Raw genomic sequence first — 21,805 nt, 5'->3', positions numbered from 1 at the left:
CTGTTGTACAAGACTTTTGCAAGATTTCATCTGAAACACTGCTGATATTCTCAACAGTACTGTTTACTGCATCAATACCACTGCAACTTCCACCAACAACCAGATTATCAAGCTTACTGTCGATTACAACAACATAACTTTCTGTTGTACAAGACTTTTGCAAGATTTCATCTGAAACACTGCTGATATTCTCAACTGTGCTGTTGATCGCATCAATTGCGCTGCCACCAACATCTAGATTATCGATTTTACTGTCGACTGCGCATACTTTTGATTCAATATCACATGCTTTACTAAATATTAGATCAACAATTGTTTGAACATCTTCAATGGCACTCACAATAACATCAGTATTGCTACCACCTTGAATTGAAATATCTTCAACAATAGATTCGATAGTACATACTTTACTGAATGTATTATCAAGTACTGTTTCGATTGAATCAACAGTACTGTCAATTGAATCTACAACAGAATCAATATCACATACCTTAGTAAGAATAATACCAGTTTGAGATCCTACAACCTCAACAACACTCGTTAATATTTCAATACTATCCGTTAATGAAATTAATGCAGAAACATCAAGCGTCTCTAATACACTAATCAAAACTTCAAGTTCGGCCACAATTTCATCTAAGCCACTAAATGAAATTGCTTCTATTTTTGAACACAATACTTCAAATTGTGATTCGACAATATTTTTCAATTGACACACACATTTTTGAATTTCAGCAAGTTCACCACAATTAAATGGTGTAACAATTGAATTTGGACCTGCGGCAGGATTCTGACGCGGAGCACGAGTCTGATCATCTGATCTTGGCCCACGCATTTTCACATTTGAAGTTCTACCCTGGATTCCTTGGTAAGCTCTGTGAGGAGCGCGTGTAACGCGCTCTTTCGACCCAGCTCTTGAATCCGCCATGCGTGCATCAAGTAATGTCGAGACATTACCCAACAGCATGCCAAGGGCAATCAACTGCCTTGTCAACTTCTGTTTTATCATATATTTTCCTAACATTAAAAACATCTCCTTTTGAGATTAAAAATACGTTTTCATACCGAGATGCCATTGAGTTTCTTTCATTACATTTTTACCTGCAATGATGTATGAACCACCAAAGAATAATTGGAAGCATCCCCATTGATTGAATATTTCAGCACGAACTTTATGTGCTTGCGTATTTGTATCTCTCTCCAGAACGCGTCGATCAAGTTGTTGAAGTTGACCATTCCAGTCTTCTGCTTCAGTTGCGCAGAAACAAACATCATCTTTTGTTTTTGCATAGAATTCATAACCAAAATCCCAACCTAAGTCCGGGCAACGTTGGCTAAAGAAAGTGAAGTCAGTATACAATTGGAAATCATCCCAATTTACACGGGCATCAATACAAGGACCAATATTTCTAATTTCAGCGCCTTTAAATGCTGCTGCACGTTTTTCAACACGATTAAAATTGTGTCTCCAGAAGAACTCAAGCTTCATACCCAACCAATCACATGGTTTATAACCACCTTCAACACCAAGTTTTGTTGCAAAGTGACCATTGTTACCGGTTGTTTGTTGGTAGATGCGATGTGGATCATCATAGTTTGTACCTGTTGGCAAACGGAATCCAATCAGACCATCGGCAAACCAACATTCAGTCATTTTACCACCCCAAATGTCGATGAATGTATCACCGGCACCGGTTGAACAATCAGATCTTCCAAAATCAACACCTTTGCTTGCAAGATAACTTACAGCACCTGTATTTAATAACTCAAGATCTTCAAGTACACGATCGATAGTATTTTGTACAGTTAAACCGATCGGCTCAAAAGTAACACTACTTGATGAACTTACAGGGACCAAAAACAACTGTCTTTGCGCTGCATCACTTGCACCCAAACCACCAGCATAATTTGGTTGACTACCAACTGCATTTGGAACACCATTAAATGAAGCCCACTCGCCATCATTAAGAGCAGCTGCAGGATTTGAAACTGAACCACCATCTGCTGTTAATATTCCTTTTGGAGGTTCACCAATCATCAAATCTTGACCGGGAGCTGTAACATATGACGTATTTCTATTCAAATCACCAGGAGCAAAAGGAACTTTTCCACTACTTTGTTTATAAACATACATAGGAGCATAAGTACCCGCACTTCCTTGCAACACTTGATTTACATTAACAGTAATGTCTTGCCCAGCAACTTTTGTGTTGGTAGATCCTGTACCATATTCAACCATAGGGTCGCCATTATCTTGCTTCAATGTGCTCAATAAATCTAAACGATATGCTTTAACTGTACGTGAATCATTACCATTTGAAGTTGATGGAGGACCATCATCGGCTTGTCCATTAAACTGCTGCTGAACAGTAACAACTGCGTTTGCAAAATCTTCTACAATTTCTTCACAATCACATGCACGACGTTGATTAACTTCAATTACTTTAATTGGCAATGCAACTCGACCTGAAACAAACCATGAATTGTCACAACCTAAGTTATAACGATTCAAGGTAATGCCAAGAGCTGCACCACGTTCATTATAATCAAATTGAGGGTTTAATCGTGCAAATTTTACAAATGGGTTTCCTGTTGGAACTTCTATAGTTCCTTCAAGAAAACCATCTTCAACTGCAAAGCTTGATTTACCAAACCATAGTTGTGACAATGGCACTGTATGAGTTGTTGTTTTATCATTACTATCACATGGATTAGAGCAATCATCTGATACACAATCTGGATCACGTCCAAATGCATCACATGCATTACGTTGGTAGTAAAGGCCGAAAGCATCTACAATCCAATCATCACACTCATCAATTGGAGGCAATGGATAATGCACAGTAGTTCTTGGTTTTTGCAAGAAACTCAGTGGAGTTCTGAAGTAACTTGTTGCAGCGAAAAGCGAGCTAACGCTTACGCTCAATAGACCCGCAATGGTTAAGAGTCTTTTGTTCATAGTTCACCTTTTTTTAAGAATTAACTTCTTCACGTTCATTTTTTTGAGGTGGGCAATTTTGCCCACCTCACTTTTTTTAGGCACCTAACTCTAATGCATTAACAATTGGACGAGGGATATCATCAAAACCTGTTGTTAAACTTAATCCAATAGCACCCAGTTCAAGAGTATGTTCTTGAATAGATGTCAGCGCCGCGCGTCCAGTAATCAATCTTAGATCAGCACGTGCAATGAATCCATCGAAACCTATAAGGTCACCGCGATCAACATATGCAACACGAACTTCATTACGATTACAACTTGGAGCTGCAACACCACGACCATTAACTGGAGTGAAGTCTTGAATATCTTGAACACGAAGGAAATTATGAGTTATTGTAGCGTCTTCACCTTCAAAAGTAGCTTCTTGAATAAGTGGCTTAGATGTTAACAAACCGGCAAGATGTGTATCATCAACTTGACGACCATTCACATCCTGTACAATTGGGAAAATAGTTCCTGCGGTTGTAAAGGTTGCAACAAAGTTACCACCACCTAATATAGATGTTTTTGAAAGTAATGGACCACTAAACTTATCTACATCTGGAATTGGATCACAGAAGAAGTCATAAACAACACCTTGTCCACCAAGGCTATTTCCATCAATAGAATTAGAGATAGCCATCAATGCAGAGCGCACATCATCACCTGCATATACTTGCGGATGACGGAATACACCGTTTTGCAAGTCAAAGCTTACTCTTTGCAAGTTTGCAGTTGGAGCAACACGCCATGTATCATGACCAGTGTGACCTTTTTCAACAATACCAACACCTGTTCCTAAGAATCCTTGAGGACCAACTTCGAATTTAGCTTTAGGACCATCTAAGATCAAGCTAAAGGTAACTACAGGTGAAAGACCGGATTCTACATTACCAACTTGTAATGCACCACCATAGGTTTTGCAATCAACATCACCGATGTAGAATGCAGCGCTATCAGTTATTCTCAATCTAACATCTGCACCAAATGCACCACACTCAGGAAGTGATTCAATACCAACGAATGCATCTCGTGGAAGATCACTACGTGAGCAATCAGTGAACTCAAGCACACCGCGCCCTACAAATCTTACACGCACATTATCAGTGTTTGCTAATGTATCACCATCAAATAAGTTGTTCGTATTAACAACCGGATTAAATTCACATGTTGCATTTTCAGCCCAACGTAAAACTGGACCTTCAGCGAATGCATTACCGGTATCTAAAATAACACGCGCACCCGGTTCGAACACAACGCGAACATTACCGGCGAACTCAATCACTTGATTGTCGCTAAATGCACGAAGGTCAAGAACACCATCTTTAGTAACACGAATTGTATTACAACAATCTGAGCTGAATCTCAATACTGCAGGTTCATCTGCAATGTTTGGACCAGGCAAGATTGCACATACGTTGTTAATAATAAGATCTTCATTAACATTAACTTGTGCTTCATCACCGTTAAGAATCAAGTTGACACCGTTTACACCAAGTTGAATTTCAGCACATACCGAATCAACATTGCGATGTGCAGTACCTAGACCAACAGTTGCTTTATTTTCAAGGACTAACACAGCAACTGGAGCTTCAGCAGAATTCCAACCGGTGAGCATTACTAATTCACCAATTGTTCCACCATCAACTTTCAAGTGTGCCGGATCACCAAGACGTGAACCTGCTATTTGGAACTGTTGAACCGTACCTTGAACTGTTGGAATACCATCCACATTCATCTGAACGACATCAGGACATGTGCAAGTATTTAAACAATCAACAATGTAAGGACAGAACACATCATAGTCTTTAGTTGTAAATAACCAGTTCAATGTGTAATCAGACAAGCAACGATTTGCAGGTACAATTATACGTTGAGCAGAATCGCTAAGATCTAAGTTCCAATTTGCAACACCAACACGTGAATCGAAGAACACCTGATTCTTAGGTAAATCAACGATACCATTTCTACTTTGTGTTACCATCGCACCCATGTTTGCACGATATCTACAAACTTCACTTCCAATAGAGAAAGTACCATTCATATCAACAAAAATACCACCTTGACCGGTAACATTACTTGTTTCAGGTAATCCATTTGAGCCACCACGTGTTTCAAATGAATAGAAATTACCAGCAATTAACAATTCAGGACAAGTTGTCAATGGGAACATTTCTTGTGTTTGCAAGTTTGGATCCATTGAAGTTGCTTCAGTACCATCAGTACCAACTGAAATATTACTGGTATTACCAAGATAAATAGTTTGAATTGAGAATTGGTTCTCAATCACTTCAGGTGCAGGAATATCCTGAACTACATTACTATTATTCGGAGCTGACTCTAAACACAATGAATGACGCAACCCTTGTGAAGGATCACAACTGTCAACAGTTGGTTCACCATCACATTCTTGTGTTTGCATTACATCCAATTGTGAATCTTTACAAATTACCGTACAACCATCACATGCTGTTGAACCAACAAAAGTTCCAAGCACCATTTGACGACCTGTACCGTTATCAATTGCTTTACCATTTTGATAGAATACAAACTTAGATTTATTTGCAACACATGTTTCATCTTCATCTAATGCAAATCCATTTGGTACTAATAAATCAACACCGGTTAATGCGACACTTGTGTGCACATTAAAGCGTGAGTTAATAAATGCCCATTTTGGTTTTGGCAAACAGTATGGATCATCTTGGTTTATGCGTTTTATCGCCCAAGTTTCACCACCAATATATGCAGGTTCAGATGTTGTATCATTTTTCTCAAACACATGATGATTTTCATCAGTATGATCCCATGTAACATCAAATAGATTCACACGACCATTATTGAAGAAATTCGCATTATTATAAGAAACAAATGAGGTTGTTGTCACACCAGTGCAACGATCAGTTACTGATTGAGTTGCAAATGTACGTAGTGGGAAAATCGCAGGTCCCACGCCAGGCTCAAATAATGTTCCACCTGTTGGATCAACTTCTAATGATAACAGCTCAAATTTACTATTTTGAATACAACCACTATTTGCACCTTGAATATTAAGTACACCCTCAATATCAAATACAGGGATACCTGCACCTGGAGTACGAGCTGTGGAACTGATAGTAAATTCATTAGCGCTTCCTAATGGATGCTCGACAACACCTTCATTATTAACACCTGAACGGAAGTAAATTGCCGCTGTTTCTTGAATATTGATTAATGGAGGTGTGAATGCATCATCAGGCTGAGCGTCAGTGAACAACGCTGATCCACTACGCTGTTTCATCCATTGGTCTTGCTGGCCATTTGGCACACCAGGAATTGATGGAAGCGTCTGATCAGTACAGGTTAATACACATGTAAGTCCAGTCAAACCTATATAATCAAGATAGGTATCAGTACCAATATCAAGAACTCCAAATGAGCCTAGAATAAATCCAAACTGTTGCCCGGTAAAATTACCAAATGGCGGCATTTGACGAACCTGTAAATTGCACCACGGATCCCAAATAAACTGACAAATACTATCGTTAAAGTTTTGCACAACAAGACTTGCATCATCATGAACTTCACATCGTGATTCTAAACCAGCAGGAGTTGATGGATCAATATCACCTAAAGTAAACTCCGAACTTGGTATACCAGTTAACAAACGACCACGAATAATAAACGCACTTTGATCTTGCAATGTTAAAATACTGCGACCGGTACCGGAAAGATTTTGTGCTTTAAATCGAATAGTACCTTTTTCGGTAGCATTTGGTTGCGCCGTTTCAGCAAGGTAACTTAAAATACAACCTATTTCTAACTCAACTTCAATATTCTCGTTAGCCGAAGGTTCAGTTGGATCTCTTTGGAAAATAAGTTCTGGCACAACATCACCAGCAGGATCTTCCATTAACAGATACATTTGTACACTTCCACCGCCAACACCATTGCGAGCAAGGAGAAGCTTAGTGCCACCTTCCATTTGGAAAATAACTTGACCTAAACCTTGTACTACAACCAACAAATCTTTAGGATCCATCGCTCCCGAATCTGAACCACGGAAAGTAACATTATGATCCATAAGTACGTTAATAGTACGACTACCAGTTGCGTTAAAGTATAAACGAGAATTTCCCGCAGGAGATTGACCTTGAATAATTACATCACCACTCATAGTGATATTTATATCAGTCGAAACGGCATTAATGGAAATACCACCTTGCAATGTTATTGCACCTGGACCATCCAAAAAAACATCTTCATCAGTTACATCAGTTGTAATTGTTCCACCGGCCGGCCAAACGACAGCTCGTGTAATTCCGGTTGAAAGTAGCAAAAGAAAGCTAAACAACCTTAGGCTGTTAGCCAGAAAGCTTTTTCTCATAAGCTCATCCTTTTTTTTATTATTGTTGAAAGTTACTCTCTTTCTTAAATATGCGTTAAGAGAAATTTTTAAAACAATCTCCTTAAGCTTAATTGAATTGTATTGACAATTTACTTCAATAATACCCTTGAAGCATATTATTAGATCTTTTGAAGCACAAAGTCAATATTTTATCTCATTACTTATGCCCCTTCTTTTTATTTTTTTTATATTTATATAAAAAACATACCGATTACTACTACATTATCAAAAAATAATCCTAACACCAATTTTGCATTTCACGCAAGCAGTTTATTCGTTATTTTTTTTAATACACCAAACTGAACTATTTTGCAAGGAAGTTAATCCAAATATCATTCAATTCGTCTTCATTAATAACATCGGTAAGAAATGATAATTTCGAAAAAGACTCATCACTAGGGCAATAGTCAGACTCGTTACTATTCAAAAGAGGAGAACACATATTATATAAATCAATATGATAATTAATAACTTCTTCTTGATACAGATAGTTAATAAATGCATAAGCAAGCGCTTCATTTTTACTATGCTTTGCAATCGCAATACTATCAATAATTAAGAAACTTCCTTCGTCAGGAATAAAAAAGTCAATATTCGAATTTCTTCGGGCAGCTCGTGAAATATCGGTACTCAAACCAAACGCTAAGTAGCTATTTTCTGAACTCAGTAACTCATCGACGCGTTCATCAGTATAAATATCTACAGACTTTTTTTGATTAATCAACAAATTGATCACCTCTTTTTGCACAGATGCTTTTCTGAGAGCATCCAGATCACCATATAAATACTGCGTTGCCATTAATGCCATTTCTCGTGGATTGTCTGACATAACAACATTTTGTGAAGTCGGGTCAAATAACAACCCCCATGTTTTAGTTGGATTATCTCCATATATTTTTTTATTAAATCCAATACCATATACTCCCCAAAAAAATGGAATTGAATAATCATTGTTAGGATCAAAATAATTACCAAGTAGGTGAGGATCCAATCGATCCCAAAAATTCAATTTTGATTTATCTATTTTTTTTAGCAAATCTTCTTTTATAAGCAGATCAACTGTATAATCAGAAGGAAAAATAATATCATATCCATGGCCCCTGGTTGCCTTAAGCTTGCTATACAATTCTTCACTGCGCTCAAAATAACTGATTTCTAATTTAATACCGGTCTCTTTTTCAAACGCATGAATATATTGAGCATCAATAAGTAAAGGCCATGTCGCAACATATAAGGTTTTTTTTGAACTGAACAGATGAGTATATTTAGGAAACTGTAAAAATAATAAAATCAATGCAACCCAAAACAAAATCATTAATAAGCGAATACATGAATGTATAGATTTAATACTTTTCATGATTGTATCCCTGTTTTTCTCAAAGTAAATAAAGAAAAAAGCAACACAAGTAAACTACTTACACAAAGTAACAGTGTCGAAAGCGCATTAATCATTGGCGTTGCACCGGAACGAATGACTGAAAAAATATACAATGGTAATGTTTGCGCCGAAGCTCCGGCACAAAAAAACGCAACCACAAAATCATCAAAAGAAATGATAAAGACTAATAAACCGGCACCAATTAAACTTGGCATTAAAAAAGGTAATACTACAGAGTACAGAGCATACGTTTGCGTTGCTCCCAAATCCATTGCCGCTTCAATTAATGAATTATCCATCTCTTGCATACGTGCGTATAACATTGGCACAACATAACCTAGACCAATCAAGGTATGCCCCACAATTAAACTCGTAAGCCCTAATGGAATCATAAAGTAAACTAATAAACTAAGTAATCCGACAGCAAGCACAATTTCGGGCGCCGCTAAGGTACCATAAAAAAGCAAATTCATTTTTTTCATACGGTCTTTAGTATAAAAAACTAATAAAGTACCCATTGATAAGCTCAAAGCGACTGCACTCATTGCTACGATTAATGAATTTTGTAATGCATTCCATACTTCAACCGACTCCAGAAGTTGCCGATACCATTGTAATGAAAAACCACCCCATACGTGAAAATGTGCCGAAGCATTAAATGACATTAACACTAAAATAAACATAGGAATATATAAAAACAGATATACACCGCATACAAACAACGGCAAAAGTAGATAAAGTTTTCGCTTAATCATAATTTCCTTTCACCTATTATAAAACGAGCAAAAAAGCGGTAAGCCAAAAAGGCAACAAGAACCAAAGCCATACAACTAGCAACGGTAAATGCAGCACCTAACGGCTCATTACGGGCAACCAAATAATAATAGCTAATGAGAGTTCCTACATACATATATTTATTACCACCCACTAAACCGGGAATAACAAACTCTCCAAATGCAGGGACAAATACCAAAAAGAATCCGGTCATCACTCCCGACATTGATAATGGTAAAATTACATGATAAAACGTTTGTACGTTGTTTGCGCCTAAGTCTCGCGAAGCTTCGATATATGCTTCATCTAATTTTTCAAGAATTGCATAAATAGGAATGATCATAAACGGAAGATAATAATAAACCATTACCAAATAAACGGCAAATGTATTATTTAATAATGTAAGCGGTTCACTAATTATACCCAAGTGAAGCAATAACATATTCAATAGGCCTTTGTTTTCCAATACTGCAAACCATGCATACAGCTGCACCAACATATTTGTCCAAAATGGCAACATCAAAAAAAAGAGCATTAAGTTTTTCCAACGATCCGCTTTACGTGCAATATAAAATGCAACCGGATAACCAATCAATAAACACAATATTGAACTGAAAAAGGCCAAAAAAAATGAACGGACTAAAATATATAAAAAAGCGGGTGAAAAAAAAGAAATGTAGTTCTGAAGAGTAAAGCCTTCCAATAAACCGCTATCATTAGTTTTGAAACTAATAAAAACAACAAACAAAATCGGCAAATAAAAAAAGAGAATCTGCCAGATTAATGCCGGCTGGGAAAAAAAAAATGGTAACTCCTGCTCAATGGCAGCTTTTATATTCTTTTTCATTTTTTCAATAACACCGCATTTTCTTTTTGCCAATAAAGATACACCCTATCATCATAATCAATATCATCAGTAGGAAAATGTTTTTCATTCTGATCGAACACATGCATAATCATATCATTATTAAGTAATATATTATATTGTGTCGAACGACCATAATAAATTATCGACGCAACAATTCCCTCTACCTGATTTGAAAAATCTTCTAAAGGCTTTCTACTTATACGTATCTTTTCCGGACGTAAACTCAAAAGCACATTGCACTCATTACAAGCCCATGGCGCTTCTTTGGGAACCAAAACAGCAAATTTTCCTAAATAAGGAACATCAATATGTGCGTCTGTATCATTTTCTATATACAATGTGCCCGGAAAAATATTTGTAGTACCAACAAAACGAGCAACAAAAGATGAAGCGGGAAATTCATAAATTTCTTGTGGTGTACCAACCTGTTCAATCTCACCATCTTGATTCATAATCGCCATAGTATCAGCGACAGTAAGTGCTTCAGTTTGATCATGCGTTACATACACAAAAGTTGTCTTTAAGTTCTCTTGCAATTCCATTAACTCAACCATCATAGCTTCACGCAATTTTGGATCTAGTGCAGCCAAAGGTTCATCAAACAATAACACATCCGGTTCGTTCACTACTGCACGCGCTAATGCAACACGTTGTTTCTGACCGCCTGAAAGTTGATTAATTGAGCGATACATCTGTTTTTCTAAATGCACAGCCTTGAGAACCCTGTGTACTTTTTGCTTTATTTTATCTTCAGGATTTTTTTTAATTCTCAAACCATAAGCAACGTTATCAAATACATTCAAATGAGGGAAAAGTGCATATTGCTGAAATACCGTATTTATTTTTCTCTCATGTGCAGGCAAATCAGTGATATCTTTGCCACCAACAATAACTTGGCCTGAATCCGGTTTTTCAAACCCTGCAATCAAACGTAATAACGTTGTTTTACCACTACCACTAGGACCAAGCAATGCAAAAAAAGTCCCACTAGGAATCTGTAAATTTAAATTATCTAAGATAAGTTCATCATTATATGATTTTACAATATTTTTAAGTTCAATTTTACGCATGATTGCATACGCCTTTTTTTATCTAATTATTTGCGCGTGCAAACAACATAGGAACAATAACATCAGAAAATGTACACGGAACAACAACAGCAACAACTAAAAACAGAAACACAAAGCCTATGCTCTCGTTCCAATTAGTGAATCCATGAGAGATCAAATAAAATGTTGAAGCAATAGAACTCACAAAAATGTGAACAAAGTGAGAAAAGACACTATAGAAACCTTGTTGACTTGAACCATGATAATTTAATGCAATGCCTGTGAGCATACCCACAAATAAAAATGGCAATACATTATGCAACTCAGTAATAAAGCAAATATGCCAATGCATTTTTACTCCAAGCATCAAGCCGCCATAATAAGGTAAAATAGCATCAGACAATATACAAAAAAATGCGGGAGAGAAAAAACTGACCACAAGGCCTAACATTACATTACGTGAATAACGCAAAAATGTAATCATAGTGCCTGTGGCTGCAAATACGATATGCATAAAGTGGAAACTATGAAACAATGCATGTGATTGTTCATGTACGCCAGAGCCAGTCATGGGGATAAAACTTACCAGTGTTAATGCAAATGCAACAGAAAAAACTGCATAAGGAAAATGGCAAACAAGTTCCTGCCAAACAGTATGTTCGTGTGTATGGTTTTTATTACTTTTTTGTTGATGTTGATGTGACATTGAAACCCCTCACCCAATTATGATGTTCTTTAATATTATTGTAATGTATATCTTTTTTATTCTTTTAGCAATAATATATATTATTTTTCAACTGAACAAACATCCTTTATATTTTTCGCAATATTCATGAAATCGCCCTTCATCCATTTGCTCAATCAACAATGCAGATGCTGCAACGCCATATAGTTAAAAAATAAAACAGAGCAATAATAATAATTTTTCATGAGCAACTTCTTCATTGAATACCCTTTTCACAACTTTTTTATAAAATATTAGATACAATTATATAAACGCATTACCAAAAGACAAGAACCATGCATATGGACGACCAACGCCATCATGTTTGTTGCCACGCCACGCAAAATCAAAACGTAATGGTCCAATCGGTGTATTATAACGCAAGCCAAAACCGATACCGGAAAGCATGTCATCAGCTCTTATATCGGTAAGTTTATTAGTACTCAATGCACCAATGTCACCAAAAATAACGCCACCTAATTGGTTATATAAAGGAAAACGCATTTCCAAATTTAGATTTGCAAGAGAACGACCACCTTGCGGTACAAAAAGTTCTTTATCTTCATTATCACACACAACAACGCCCAGCGGTGGACATTGATCTGTCTCATAACTACGAATAGAGTTTGCACCACCTAAATAAAAACGCTCAATGGGGATAATGGTGTTAAACGTTTGATGAAAAATATGCCCCACACGAGCACGAATTGCAAAAACAAGAGGTAAAAATGGAATAAAAAATGACTGCTCTACCAAAACACGAATAAAAAAATCACCTGGTAGCAACTTTGAAATGGGGAACATCCCTTTTGCCGAAAATACCGAAAATGAACCCCGTGTAGGATTTATAGTATTATCTAAAAAATACAACATTACTGTTGGTTGAATTTGAAAAAAAGGAATATTTTTATCAAGCAGTTCCGGACAAAAATTTATTGCACGTGCAACTTTTTGTGCAAACACAAAATCATCAACGGTAGATTCATCAATAAAAGTATCAACGACTTCAAAACCGGTACTCACTGCTGCATCAATATTGTTGCGTACGGTATTAAAATTTGCCAAAAAACCTTGCTGAATAACGGTATATAAATTCTTTTGACTGCCAATAAAGCCAGGATATTCAAAACGATTGGTATAACCTTGAAATAGCGCATTCACCGGTACACCGAAAATCCATGGCCTACGATATTGTGCATTAACCAAACGAATTGCACGAGTGAAATCTGCATCAATACGAAACTGGTCTCCAGCATTAAACGGATTTTTATAAATAAAACTACCACCAACACGATAGGTCATACCGCCGGTCGTTAATGTTTTGGTGACATGCTGCAGGCCAAGCCCGGTACGCATTTTAATTTCATATGGATCATCTTTTTGTAACTTAAGCAGCATTATTTTTTCAGGCCCGCTAATATCTTTGTCAGGAAAAAGATGTATCGATTCAAAAATCTCCATCTTTTTTAGTCGACTTATAGAATGTCGTAACGTATCAGAATGCCATGCGTCACCAATTCTATAATCAAGCTCACGCTGCACAAATTCAAACGGAAATGTACTACTGCCAAGCAATACTGTTTTGTCAAATTGCACTTTTGCATTTTGCACATCAACACACCAATTTAAACTAATTTCACCATCTTCGTTGATACATTCCGGTTTTATTTTCGGTTGATAGTATCCTTTTTTTTGCAATTCCTGTATCAACCACTGTCGTTGTTGATCTATAAGATTTACATCAAACGGAATCGGTTCCTGTTGCTGTACAATTTTTTTAAATGGACCTTGAGTTTGAAATGGTTTAAAATTTTCTATGGTCACTTTTTTCAAAAAACTTCGCTTACCTTCATCAAAAATCAAAACCATTTTGTAGGTTGCCTGTTTTTCATCAATCGGCTCAAAACGTTCACGCAACAAAGTTGCTTGCCAAAATCCTTGTTTTAATAAATAAGCCATTAACCCATCAATTGAACGTTCAATTTCTGTATTATCATAAAAACGTTTACGCACAACAGGTAAAAAAAACTTTTTGATTAAAAATTTTTCCTCAAAGGAATTAAGATTCCGCAATTCAATTTCATTAATACACGCACGCCTTCCTTCAACAATTAAAAAATGATATGCATCATCAACCTCTTGTGGATCCACTTTGGCAGACCAAAAACCTTTTTGATGATACGCTTTTATCAACTCTTCTGATAATATTGAAGCGGGCAATAATGAAGTTGAGCGACCAAAAACTAAAATAGTCTCTAATAATTGCTCTTGTGAGAAAAATCGATTACCTGAAAAAAAGAACCTCTTTTTATAATGCAAATGAATAGTAAAGCGCAAGTCAACACGTCGATTACTATAGCTCAACTTCTCATCCAGTTCGATATCAACATGTAAATATCCGGACTTTGCCAACATATGTTTGAGCTCTTGAGTTTCAGCATTTATTACATCACGTATATAATAATTTTTGATTAGTCGCTGTCCAAATGTTTTGCATATAACGCGATCCAACTGCATTTTTCCATGATCATCAAGCAATGTTGTTTGTATTTTTACATCAATAGATCCAATAAAAAAACGTGGCCCCTTTTTTAGGTCTAAGCTTACGACAACCTCTTTTGTCTTGTTATCATACTTAAAATGAGATCTAACTAAAGCTTTAAAATAACCATCTTTTTTTAATGATTCTTTTATTTTTTGTATGGAATCAGCATGTTTTTTTTTATCAAATCGCTCGCCACATTCCATTAAATAAAATTGCCGGTAATGCTCTTTACCGACAAAAATTCCTTTAAACTTTAATTTTCTAAATGTCCAAAAAGCGGTTAAATCAAAAAAAACATCATAAGTATCACCAACTGGTGTTGCAGTAATAACTATTGTTTCAAATTTCTGTTTTTTTATTAAATAAACAACTGATTTAAATAACGTGTCTGAACTGATACAATCACCATCTTTGATATCAACTAAATAATCAAACTCCGCCTTTTGCAAACAAACATCTGCATTATACGCTATATGATTAACCGACAAGGAACTCGGAAACAGATCTTTAATTTGTTGTTCAACAGATGCAATACTGTCATCTTCCGGATAAATGGAAATGCTCAATGATGCGTTTTGAGCATGCAAAAATCCACACAATAAACCCAGAAAAAAAATGACAAAACGATAAACCGATTTTGCAAACACACCGTTGACCTTGAGCAGAATTATATATGTACGTCCTTATGCGAACGTAAAAACAATTATACCATAAAGATCTATTTGATTTAACCTGTCATTTATCAACGACTATTTTATAGTCAAAAAGCAATTAACTCCACTTCATGGACAAATCGTCACAAGGTCCTTTGGATCTCATACATTTTGAATTTTTAGCAAAGTAGATTTGTACAAAACAAGGTTGATTTGTTACTCAAGTACCCGAAATACACCGCGAAAATCACGATCTTTTAAAAAAGGTTCAACTTGCAACTCTTCAAGTTCAATTGAATTGATTTCATCGTAAAGATTATCTAAAAAATCATCTACCTTTTCCATCGGACCACATACAATAATTTTAACAAAGTCATCCACCAACAATTGAGCTACTCCCTCAACTGCAAGATCTCGTGCACTTTTTTGCACTGTTTTCTGTAAATAACCTTTAGGCAGTTGCGCTGTAAAGGTTATTTTGAGACATTTATACATTACCTCTCTCCTTCATTACATATCCTTTTGATACATTATATACCGTAAAAAATCGGATAAAACAAGACTGAACAGAATACTATACTGATTATCCTTTATTTGCACAAAAAACTAGAATCGTTAATCTTAAAAATATAGAATCTTTAAACAGGACTTTTTAAATGAAAAACAAAATAGAACGCGTACGTTTTGCACCATCTCCTACCGGCATGATGCATTTGGGTAACATTCGCACCGCACTTATGAATTTCCTTTTTGCTAAACAAAAAAATGGCACATTTGTGTTGCGCATTGAAGACACCGATCCTTCTCGTAATTTTGACAAAGGTGCAAAAAAAATTATCGAAGATTTAACCTGGCTTGGCATGTCATATGATGAAGGTCCGGAAAAAAGTGGACCTTACGCTCCTTATTTCCAATCAGAACGTACAGATCTATACAAAAAAACATTACAACAATTAATCGATTCAGAGTTGGTATATCGCTGCTTTTGCACTAATGAAGAACTTGATAAACGACGTGCTCGTCAAATTGCTCTAAAAAAACCTCCACGCTATGACCGAGCATGCTTACATCTATCTACCGACGAAATTCAAGAAAAATTAAATGCAAACACGCCATTCATTTGGCGCTTTAAATTAGATCATGAAAAAAAAATAAACATCAATGATTTAGCCCATGGACAAATAACTTTTGATCTGAAAAACTTTTCCGATTTCCCTCTTTCACGTAGTGATGGAAGTTTTACTTTTATGTTTGCAAATTTTGTTGATGACATGCTCATGAAAATGACAACCGTAGTACGTGGAGAAGATCATCTGACCAACACTGCAGGACAAGCAGCTCTTTATAATGCACTAAATGCACCATTACCAACCTTTTGGCATTTACCAATCTTGTGTAACATTGAAGGTAAAAAACTTTCAAAACGTGATTTCGGTTTTTCATTACGCGATTTAAAAGATGCAGGATTCCTGCCTGAAGCATTGCTCAATTATTTGGCCATCATTGGTGGCGGATCGTTTAAAGATGAAATCATGTCAATTGATGAACTGACACAAGCAATTGACTTTGATAAGATAAATGCAACCGGTCAAGTTAAATATGATGTTGAAAAATTAAAATGGATCAACAATAAATGGATCGATCGTATTGACCCCATGACATTAACAGAAGGCTGTTTACCTTTTTTAAAAACTGCATATCCACAAGTTGCTGATATGGACATTGAAAAATTAAGCAACATCTTACAGATTTTAAAAACCGATTTTAATACACTCAAAGATTCAGTGGATGCTGTTCGCTTTTACTTTGAACAACCAACATACAATCCTGAACTTTTAGCAAAATTTGAAAACAAAGCACAATTAAGTGCAATCGTTTCTGAGCTACTTGATAAAACTACTGATGATAAAACGTTTACTAACTTGGCAAAACAAAAAGCAAAAGAACATGGCATTTCAATTAAAAACATGTTCTCATTTATTCGTGTTGGCCTTATGGGTTCAATCCAAGGACCTTCAATTCATGATATGCTTGCAGTTTTAGGTGCACAAGAAAGTCAAAAACGTTTGAAAAATTTGATATCATCCTAAATGGATTAATCCAACTCTTTTTAAAATTTTTTTTATTAAAGAAGCTCATTATTGGCCCTTACTTCAAAAGCCCATCTAATTGAAATAACCCGATAAAACAAAACCCTTGATTTTATCCTACTACAACTGATAACATAAAATTAGATATGTAATTATATGTACTTATGGAGATTAATTATGAAAAAAGCACTATTTATTCTATTAATAACCGCTTTAGCAAGCGGTAGCATTAATGCATTGACAATCACACCACCTGAATCATTAACAGAACAAGAACAAGTAAGACTTGAACAATTGCAAAGCAACCCCAATAAAACAGAAAAAGAGTGGAATGAATACTTTAGGCTTTCAAATAAAAAAGAACAAGCGAAAAGTTGGAATGCTGACACCTATGACTATAATCCTTATAAAGGATCGCTCCCTTCTCTTGATAACTAAAATTTGAATAAAAAAAGATGTTCAATTTTCGAGCATCTTTTTTTATTTTGATATACTTACATCATCAAAAAATATTAATATTGCGGGAAAAAAATGAAGTCCTTAACCTTTTATCTCATTGCTATTTCATCTTTTTGTACATTACATACAGCTGCGCCGGTAACACATATCGTATTAGCTCTTTCAGTATTACATCTTTTACCACCAACTATAGACAAACAAGCTTTCATTGTCGGTACCAGCTTTCCTGATATTCGTTATCTTGCCAAACTTGATCGTAAATTAACACACATTGAACCGGTAACATGGAATGACATTATTAAAGAGAAGTCATCATTTCGTGCCGGTATGTTGTTTCATAATTTAGTGGATAATATTCGCATGCAACATTTTGAACCATGTTTTTATCAGAGAAAAACTTCGCATAGCGAGATCTATAAAATTTTTTTTCCACTTGTTATGAAAACAGCTGAAGATAATGCGCTGTATCAAAAAATAGATAGCTGGAAAGAAATAAGCAGCTATTTTAACACTGTTTACCAAGAGGAAAAAGATTTTGGCATTGATAAACAGATTATAAAAGAATGGCACACTATATTACAAAATTACCTAAAAGAAAAACCTAACGTTAACTCGATCAATTTGTTTTTATCCAATGAGGGTCAAAAAAAGTTACGTACGAATATACAACAATTCAATATAAAAAAAGAATTTGAAAATCTCATTTTTGATGAACAATTTAAAAACAAACTAAATATTTTTTATGGTAATTTTGAAAAATATGTTCACATTAAATAATTTCATTAGGATCTTTAAGACGATTATCTTTCTTGCTCAAACCTGAAACAATTTTTTCTTTTTCAAAATAACTCATCAAATCTAAAAAATGTACCTCCGTATCTTGGGGCACAAAAAATTCAAACACACTTTGCTCTTTATCTAATGTACGATCGAATGCAAGATGTTCAAAACTACGCATGACTCCTACAAAAAACCACGCTTGAGGCGGCTCAACTTTGGCTTGATAATACGAACCAAATTTCATATGCTTTTCCTTATTGTGCAGTAAATGTGCACAAACTTTTTCAATAAAAAAAAAATCCGATATACTAAAATATTGTAATTTTAAGTATACATTGTTGTATTACATTTGTACAAAAGGAAAACCCCAATGAATAAGGCACATACACCTTCAAAAATCGGTGTCGCTACCGCAACTATAATTGGCTTAAACGCTATGATCGGAGCGGGCATCTTCACTGCACCCGCAGTGATCGCCTCACATGTTGGACCTGCCGGCATACTAGCATTCTTATTTGTTGTAGCATCAATTTGGTTTATGGCTGTTTCTATAGCCCGACTCGCCTATCTTTTTCCACAAGAAGGCTCCTTTTACACCTACGCTAAACAATGGAGCGGACATATTGGTGGCATGCTTGCGGTAAGTGCATATTTCATTGGTCTGTTGATCGCGATGGGATTATTATGCCGATTATCAGGAACTTACTTACAAACTTTTTTTCCTAATTATAGCGCCAACACCTTAGGACTAGCCACCCTCTGCGCCTTAGTTGCACTCAACATGTTTGGTGTAAAAATGTCTGAACTAGGCCAACATATATTAATCTTTTGTACTGTGTTCCCTCTGATCATTACGACAATTCTTTGTTTAACAAAAGCCTCATGGAGCAATCTGGTTCCATTCGCTCCTTATGGATTTGGCAACGCAATGAAGGCAACTCGTGTTGTTATCTTTGGTTTCTTTGGCTTTGAATGCGCAACATCTCTGTTTAATATTGTTCGAGATCCTGCCAAAAATGTGCCTCGCGCATTAACCTATTCAATTATTTTGGTAGGCATTATTTATACCACATTTATTGGTTCAATAATCATCTCTACACCACTCAGTTACTTCACTCATCCGGATATGAAAATTTCTGAAATATTAATTCAACTGTTTCCAAATTATACTTGGATAGTAAAATTCATTGATTTCTCCATTTTAGCTGCAATAATTGGCACTATTCATTCCATGATTTGGGCCTCAGGAAGCTTACTTCAAATCATTGTAAAAAAGACTCAAAACAATATTACAAAAAACATTATTTCACGAGGATGGGTAAGTACAAAGACGACTGTACTATTTGTCGGCATCTGTATTTTGTTCAGCTATACCACACTACATAACTTAAATCTGTTTTTTTATTTAACAGCTTTATTTATCGTCTTTGCATTTGTTATGTCTATGGTGACATTATTGACATTAAAAGAAGAGTGGCAAAGTCAACGAAACATCAAAACAGTTTTAGGCATCATAACAGCAACGGCAATCTTTGCTTTCGCTCTTGAAGGAATTGTGTGCGAACTTATTTAAATTGACGCACTACCCAAAATGATGGTATGAGTAGAAAATGAAATAAAAATCCATAGAAAGGATAGTAATGATATCAAGAAGCTATAAGCATATACTTTTATCTATTTTTGCGTTCTCATTTTTTGCTCCACTATCCGCAGTTCCAACAATGAACTCGCGCAACGATCCATTTCCTATATATACCACATTAGATCCATACACTTTTTTGTATAAAAGAGAACGTTTTATTGATAAAGATGGCATTGAAAGACAACGCTATGTCCCTCAATCATTTTATTTGTCACTCTCACCATTTGGTCAAAACGCTGATACCGCACGCGACAACTTCAAAGAATTCATTCCTTTAGGAGACATCAAAGGACGTTGGAGCATGCTACCTTTACTATTTGGTTGCACTCCGGCAGGCGATACCTTACCTCCTGTTTTACTTGAAGCACAACAAGCTTTATACCCAACCATAACACCACCAATCTGTGATCAACCGGTTGATCCATGCGAACAGTTTGGTTTTTTTTCTGTCGACAGCAAATACCGCAAGCGAGGTTTTCGTTGGGATCTAAATCTTCATATTATGGGAGATGTTGGCCTCAATATTCAAGGTGGTGTTTCTGACATTTGCAATACAGTATCATGCGTGAACAATTTAACCAATTGCTCAGACTTTAGCGATGAAAATCCTTTTGATCGATGCAACCCTGCATTGACCAAAGAAAATGTTGATAAATATCTCATGGACAAACTCAAAATCATTTCCGATGAAATATGTCTTGATATCAGTAGTTATCATTTAACCACCGTAGAAGATTTACGTTTCAATCTTTTCTGGCGACATGCATATGAAGGAAATACTATTATTGACCATTGGCCTGATTTATATGTTATGCCGTTTGCTATGTTAAGTGGTACTGTTGCTATTGGCAAAGAACGTGATCCAAACCAACTATTTGCTTTATCTCATGGGAACAATGATCATCATTCAATCAGCGGAACCGCCGGCATAAATTTTGATTTTGTTGAAACAGTAGAGGTTGGATGTGAAATTGGTGCTACACATTTCTTCCCAAGAGATTTTTGTTGCTTTAGGGTGCCTAATAATGAATGTCAACAAACTATTTTCCCATTCACCACTGATGTGCATATTTCACCGGGATGGAACTGGCATTTTGCTGCAAAATTAGGGGCATACCAATTCCTTGAGCATCTTTCATTTTATTTCCAATACGTGATCGTACAACACCAAGATGATAAAATATGCCTAAACTGCTGTGATCCATGCTTTAAACCTGAAACATTAGAGGAAATCTCAACCTGGAAAAATCAACTGGGAAACATTGCATTCAACTATGATATTTCTCCACATATTTCACTTGGCTTTTTATGGCAAGCACCGTTTATGCAACAATTTAGTTTTAGAAGCACAACGCTCATGTTCTCACTAAATGTGTTCTATTAATCTATTATAAGCTGTTTAAACACTTAAAAGATAATAATTACTCTATAAAGTCACAGTACCATCATGATTAAGTTAATTAGATGAAATATTCC

General features: G+C 35.7%; 16 protein-coding genes. 5 read left to right on the top strand and 11 right to left on the bottom strand.

The window, feature by feature from the left end; translation table 11 throughout:
• The 10 genes from WD055_03850 to WD055_03805 all read right to left on the bottom strand — a co-directional run.
• Nucleotides 1-1,009: hypothetical protein (locus WD055_03850; GenBank protein ID MEX0849338.1), on the bottom strand; the 1,009-nt coding region annotated here is incomplete at its 3' end.
• Between the two features lie 36 nt (nucleotides 1,010-1,045).
• On the bottom strand, nucleotides 1,046-2,959 hold the full coding sequence (locus WD055_03845) for a hypothetical protein (protein MEX0849337.1): 1,914 nt from the start codon (nucleotides 2,957-2,959) through the stop codon (nucleotides 1,046-1,048).
• Between the two features lie 76 nt (nucleotides 2,960-3,035).
• The gene (locus WD055_03840) at nucleotides 3,036-7,346 is read right to left on the bottom strand and encodes a hypothetical protein (GenBank protein MEX0849336.1); all 4,311 of its coding nucleotides are present in this window, start codon (nucleotides 7,344-7,346) and stop codon (nucleotides 3,036-3,038) included.
• A 325-nt stretch (nucleotides 7,347-7,671) separates the two neighbouring features.
• Nucleotides 7,672-8,724 (bottom strand): spermidine/putrescine ABC transporter substrate-binding protein, encoded by a 1,053-nt coding sequence (locus tag WD055_03835; GenBank protein MEX0849335.1) that lies wholly within the window; start codon nucleotides 8,722-8,724, stop codon nucleotides 7,672-7,674.
• Nucleotides 8,721-9,500 (bottom strand): ABC transporter permease, encoded by a 780-nt coding sequence (locus WD055_03830; GenBank protein ID MEX0849334.1) that lies wholly within the window; start codon nucleotides 9,498-9,500, stop codon nucleotides 8,721-8,723. Before WD055_03830 ends, WD055_03835 begins: the two co-directional genes overlap by 4 nt.
• Nucleotides 9,497-10,366 carry an ABC transporter permease gene (locus WD055_03825; GenBank protein ID MEX0849333.1) on the bottom strand — a complete coding sequence of 290 codons (870 nt, stop codon included), beginning with the start codon at nucleotides 10,364-10,366 and terminating at the stop codon, nucleotides 9,497-9,499. Before WD055_03825 ends, WD055_03830 begins: the two co-directional genes overlap by 4 nt.
• Entirely contained in the window at nucleotides 10,363-11,457 is a 1,095-nt protein-coding gene (locus WD055_03820) for an ABC transporter ATP-binding protein (GenBank protein MEX0849332.1), read from the bottom strand. The genes WD055_03825 and WD055_03820 overlap by 4 nt, the downstream gene beginning before the upstream one ends.
• Nucleotides 11,458-11,479: 22 nt before the next feature.
• Nucleotides 11,480-12,142, bottom strand: coding sequence for a hypothetical protein (locus WD055_03815; protein ID MEX0849331.1), 663 nt, complete (start codon nucleotides 12,140-12,142; stop codon nucleotides 11,480-11,482).
• A 282-nt stretch (nucleotides 12,143-12,424) separates the two neighbouring features.
• Nucleotides 12,425-15,352, bottom strand: a complete 2,928-nt coding sequence (locus WD055_03810; GenBank protein ID MEX0849330.1) for a BamA/TamA family outer membrane protein — start codon at nucleotides 15,350-15,352, stop codon at nucleotides 12,425-12,427.
• A gap of 222 nt (nucleotides 15,353-15,574) precedes the next feature.
• Complete coding sequence (locus tag WD055_03805; protein MEX0849329.1) at nucleotides 15,575-15,853, bottom strand: acylphosphatase; 279 nt, start codon at nucleotides 15,851-15,853, stop codon at nucleotides 15,575-15,577.
• 161 nt (nucleotides 15,854-16,014) lie between these two features.
• Between WD055_03805 and gltX the strand changes: the two genes are divergently transcribed.
• From gltX to WD055_03790, 3 genes are all read left to right on the top strand, one after another.
• Complete coding sequence (gene gltX / locus WD055_03800) at nucleotides 16,015-17,448, top strand: glutamate--tRNA ligase (GenBank protein MEX0849328.1); 1,434 nt, start codon at nucleotides 16,015-16,017, stop codon at nucleotides 17,446-17,448.
• 177 nt (nucleotides 17,449-17,625) lie between these two features.
• Nucleotides 17,626-17,886: a hypothetical protein gene (locus WD055_03795; protein MEX0849327.1), complete on the top strand. Its 261-nt coding sequence runs from the start codon at nucleotides 17,626-17,628 to the stop codon at nucleotides 17,884-17,886.
• 93 nt (nucleotides 17,887-17,979) lie between these two features.
• A complete protein-coding gene (locus WD055_03790) occupies nucleotides 17,980-18,684 on the top strand; it encodes a hypothetical protein (GenBank protein ID MEX0849326.1) in 705 nt (234 codons plus the stop codon).
• Here the strand turns inward: WD055_03790 and WD055_03785 are convergent.
• Nucleotides 18,677-18,931: a hypothetical protein gene (locus WD055_03785; GenBank protein ID MEX0849325.1), complete on the bottom strand. Its 255-nt coding sequence runs from the start codon at nucleotides 18,929-18,931 to the stop codon at nucleotides 18,677-18,679. The genes WD055_03790 and WD055_03785 overlap by 8 nt on opposite strands.
• A 126-nt stretch (nucleotides 18,932-19,057) precedes the next feature.
• Here WD055_03785 and WD055_03780 point away from each other — a divergent pair, with 126 nt between their 5' ends.
• Together WD055_03780 and WD055_03775 are read left to right on the top strand one after the other, a co-directional pair.
• Entirely contained in the window at nucleotides 19,058-20,260 is a 1,203-nt protein-coding gene (locus WD055_03780) for an amino acid permease (protein MEX0849324.1), read from the top strand.
• Between the two features lie 67 nt (nucleotides 20,261-20,327).
• A complete protein-coding gene (locus WD055_03775) occupies nucleotides 20,328-21,713 on the top strand; it encodes a hypothetical protein (protein ID MEX0849323.1) in 1,386 nt (461 codons plus the stop codon).
• Nucleotides 21,714-21,805 lie beyond the last annotated feature (92 nt).

The organism is Candidatus Dependentiae bacterium, assembly GCA_040878395.1.
Taxonomy (GTDB): domain Bacteria; phylum Babelota; class Babeliae; order Babelales; family Vermiphilaceae; genus JAKBEL01.
The sequence above is the reverse complement of the archived record's forward strand: the minus strand, read 5'-3'. Positions and strand labels throughout refer to the sequence as shown.